The organism is Microcystis sp. M_OC_Ca_00000000_C217Col (assembly GCF_007095585.1).
GTDB lineage: Bacteria > Cyanobacteriota > Cyanobacteriia > Cyanobacteriales > Microcystaceae > Microcystis > Microcystis panniformis.
In genome coordinates this window covers 1-3,340 of record NZ_SFBV01000130.1, presented here as the reverse complement: position 1 = coordinate 3,340, position 3,340 = coordinate 1, and the positions used below count along the sequence as shown (strand labels likewise).

Below are 3,340 nucleotides of genomic sequence, written 5' to 3'. Positions count from 1 at the left end.
AGCATTTGGTTACAACTCGAAGGAAGTCAACCTGGTTGTTCCTGAATTTGGCAAACAAGCAACTTAGCTATTAAGGTATCAGGTGCGATGCCGAAGGCACTGCGTAGCAGTACGCCTATCTTGCAAGGTTGGGTTGACAACGGAAACCCAACATCATCCCCCTATTATTCTTCATGTTTTGTGTTGGGTTGCACTTCGTTTAACCCAACCTACGGATTATTTTACTATAAAATTAATACAATATGGATTAATAAAATACCAATAATCCGATTATTCTTGAGTGAGTTTATTAAGCCTAAAAACAAACAAAGGTATTTTTAATACATACACTTTTAAAAATCTCTGAATTTATTTATTAACAGAATTCCCAGTTAATTAAAAAATAAATAACTTAATTAAGTTAGCTTGGTTGGTTCTCTTTGCTTCCAACAAGACAGGTTCAGAGTTTTTTGTACATAAATTTCTCGCTCCCACAGGTGCAAGATTTTGAGAGAATCGTGCTTCAAAACCTTGCGTCTTCATCGGCCCGCGTCCTGTAGGGGCGAAGCATTCGGATAAAAAATCTACGGTTTCACCGATAGGTTATTGCCCGAATGCTTCGCCCCTACTTTTTCAGCAAACCCTAAATAGCTTGGAAGCCCGTTGTTTAATCGGTTTTGATGATGTTTTCGCAAAAAACAGTCTTTCAAAAAGAACATAAATAACTCAATTATCTTTTTTTTGTTCGATTTTGATAGTTGATCTGATGTTGAAAAATTGTTATTGTTTTCCTGAATCAATAATTTGATTCATTCATTGAGCGAAAATTTGGAGAATACATCTCATGGCTAACATCAAAATCAACGAGATCAAAAACACGGTGACTGACGAAATTATCGAGTTTCGCACCGATGCCGCTAACGACAGTCCAGAAAGCATCACCGCTTTTAAAACTTTACGTCAAGTGGTAGGCGGTTGTTGTTGCTGCCCCTGCCCACCACCTCCACCTCCACCTCCATGTCAATTCTAAAAAACCTAATCCACAGCCTGTTCCTGGTTACTGGGGAGCATCTCACCTTTGTAACCCCTAAATCAGGTTTTTATGTCAAGCTATTTTGAAAGCCTTGCTAGAAACCAGTTTTATGGATAAGTATAATTACTCACTTGCATAAATGAGATGCTCCCTGTTCCTGTTCCTGTTCCCTGTCCTGCCCCCGAACAAAAATAGTCAATTCGATACAGGATTCTGATATCGAATTCGGCTATATCGAGATATAGTTTTGAAAAGGGCATAGTGTTTCTCGCAATAATAGAGTTTTTCCGCAATTTTATTGATGAAAAACAGTTTTGAGGACTCAGTTTTTTGTTGAGAAACACTATATTTCTTGTCAAAGCTTTAAATATCTCTGGTTCTTCGTTACTTGGTATGGTTCGATAGGGGGGCATAAATCGACTAAATCCTTATCTGGCAAAAGACTTAATTGATTAGTTCGCTCTAGAGCAAAAACAATTGACAAAAATCGCTCAATGCCTTTCTATATAAGGGTTCCATCCCTGATAACCCCCGTCCATTGCATAACACAAACCGAAGAGCCATATCTCTTTTAAAATTGATAAGCGATACTTAGTTTCTAGTCTCGAAGATTTTTAGAAATATCTTCTATAAAGCTAGAGCATGGCTCCGTGTCTTTGTCTGGATTGATTTTTGTATTTTCTCGTAAAATAGGAGTCTCGTAATGTCTTGTGAACAAGAGAAGTGTAAAAGTTCTAACTTAGAGAATAATCTTGGTGACTATTCTCTGATTTTAAAAGAAATCGCCAACGATGAAGAACTAAAATCCCTGACTGAAGAGGATATTAAAGCTATCTTTGGTGGTGAAGGAGTTAATAAACCTGAACCACAACCACCGTACGGAAGTGTTCTTCCACTTCAGCCTAGTAGTTATCTATAGACAAGCCCATGACCGAATACCGTCGCATCAGCTACGCCGTCTGGGAAATCACCCTAAAATGTAACCTCGCCTGTCAGCATTGCGGTTCCCGCGCCGGCCATACCCGTAGCCACGAACTTACCACCGAAGAAGCCCTCGATCTCGTCCGTCAACTGGCCGAAGTGGGCATCAAAGAAGTTACCCTGATCGGGGGAGAAGCCTTCCTCCGTCCCGACTGGCTCGATATCGCCCGGGCGATTACCGACGCGGGCATGATCTGCGGTGTCACCACCGGCGGCTACGGCATCACCCTCGACACCGCCCAAAAGATGAAAGACGCGGGGATCAAAGTTGTCTCCGTCTCCGTGGACGGGTTAGAAACTACCCACGATCGCCTGCGGGGGAAACCCGGTTCGTGGCAATGGGCTTTCCGCACCATGGGCCACCTCAAACAAGCCGGTATCCCCTTCGGTTGCAATACCCAGATCAATCGCCTTTCCGCCCCCGAATTTCCCCGAATCTACGAAAAAATCCGCGATGCGGGCGTATTTGCATGGCGGATCCAGTTAACCGTCCCGATGGGTAACGCGGCCGATAATTCGGAAATTCTCCTGCAACCCTACGAACTCCTAGAACTATACCCGATGCTCGCCCGTGTCACCGAGCGAGCGCGACGGGAGGGGATAGACGTACAACCGGGCAACAATATCGGCTATTACGGCCCCTACGAACGTTTATTGCGGGGAGGGGACGCATGGACATTCTGGCAGGGGTGTAGTGCCGGACTGGCGGCACTGGGAATCGAGGCCGACGGAGCAATCAAAGGCTGTCCCTCCCTTCCCACCGCAGCCTATACCGGGGGCAATATCCGCGATCGCTCCCTGCGCCAGATTATCGAAGAGGCCGAAGAACTGCGCTTCAACCTCGGCGCGGGAACCCCGAAGGGAACCGATCACCTCTGGGGATTCTGTAAAACCTGCGAGTTCGCCGAACTCTGCCGAGGTGGTTGTAGTTGGACGGCTCATGTTTTCTTCGATCGCCGGGGGAACAATCCCTACTGTCACCACCGGGCCTTAAAACAAGCGGAGAAGGGAATCCGAGAGAGATTCTACCTCGATCGCCCCGCTGCGGGAATTCCCTTCGATAACGGCCAATTCGCGCTGGTAGAAGAACCCTTCCATTCTCCCCTAGCCAATGATCCCCTCGCCTTCAGTGCCGACGCGATCCAATGGCCGGAAAGCTGGCAAAACAAAACCCCCGTACTCACCCCCACAATCTAACCGTCACTAACCCCGCCCTAAAAGGGACGGGGCTTGCCTAAACCAATTTAGGCGCCGCAAGTAGAGACTACCGCATCGAGACACAATCTGGCACAGACCTCCGAATACTTCCCTAGTTCGGATTCCCTCTAAGCTTTATTGGTAAAGCGT

4 protein-coding genes are annotated in these 3,340 nt (G+C 46.1%); 3 read left to right on the top strand and 1 reads right to left on the bottom strand.

The window, feature by feature from the left end; genetic code table 11:
• Positions 1–375 precede the first annotated feature (375 nt).
• Positions 376–522, bottom strand: a complete 147-nt coding sequence (locus EWV66_RS07690; protein WP_287115931.1) for a hypothetical protein — start codon at positions 520–522, stop codon at positions 376–378.
• A 301-nt stretch (positions 523–823) separates the two neighbouring features.
• On the opposite strand from EWV66_RS07690, the gene EWV66_RS07685 reads away from it, so the two are divergent.
• The 3 genes from EWV66_RS07685 (at position 824) to EWV66_RS07675 (ending at position 3,190) form a co-directional block, all read left to right on the top strand.
• The gene (locus EWV66_RS07685; RefSeq protein WP_128575284.1) at positions 824–1,009 is read left to right on the top strand and encodes a hypothetical protein; all 186 of its coding nucleotides are present in this window, start codon (positions 824–826) and stop codon (positions 1,007–1,009) included.
• A gap of 706 nt (positions 1,010–1,715) precedes the next feature.
• Positions 1,716–1,931, top strand: a complete 216-nt coding sequence (locus EWV66_RS07680) for a hypothetical protein (RefSeq protein WP_052277960.1) — start codon at positions 1,716–1,718, stop codon at positions 1,929–1,931.
• An 8-nt stretch (positions 1,932–1,939) separates the two neighbouring features.
• Positions 1,940–3,190, top strand: a complete 1,251-nt coding sequence (locus EWV66_RS07675) for a nif11-class peptide radical SAM maturase 3 (RefSeq protein WP_287107768.1) — start codon at positions 1,940–1,942, stop codon at positions 3,188–3,190.
• The last annotated feature ends 150 nt before the right edge of the window (positions 3,191–3,340 follow it).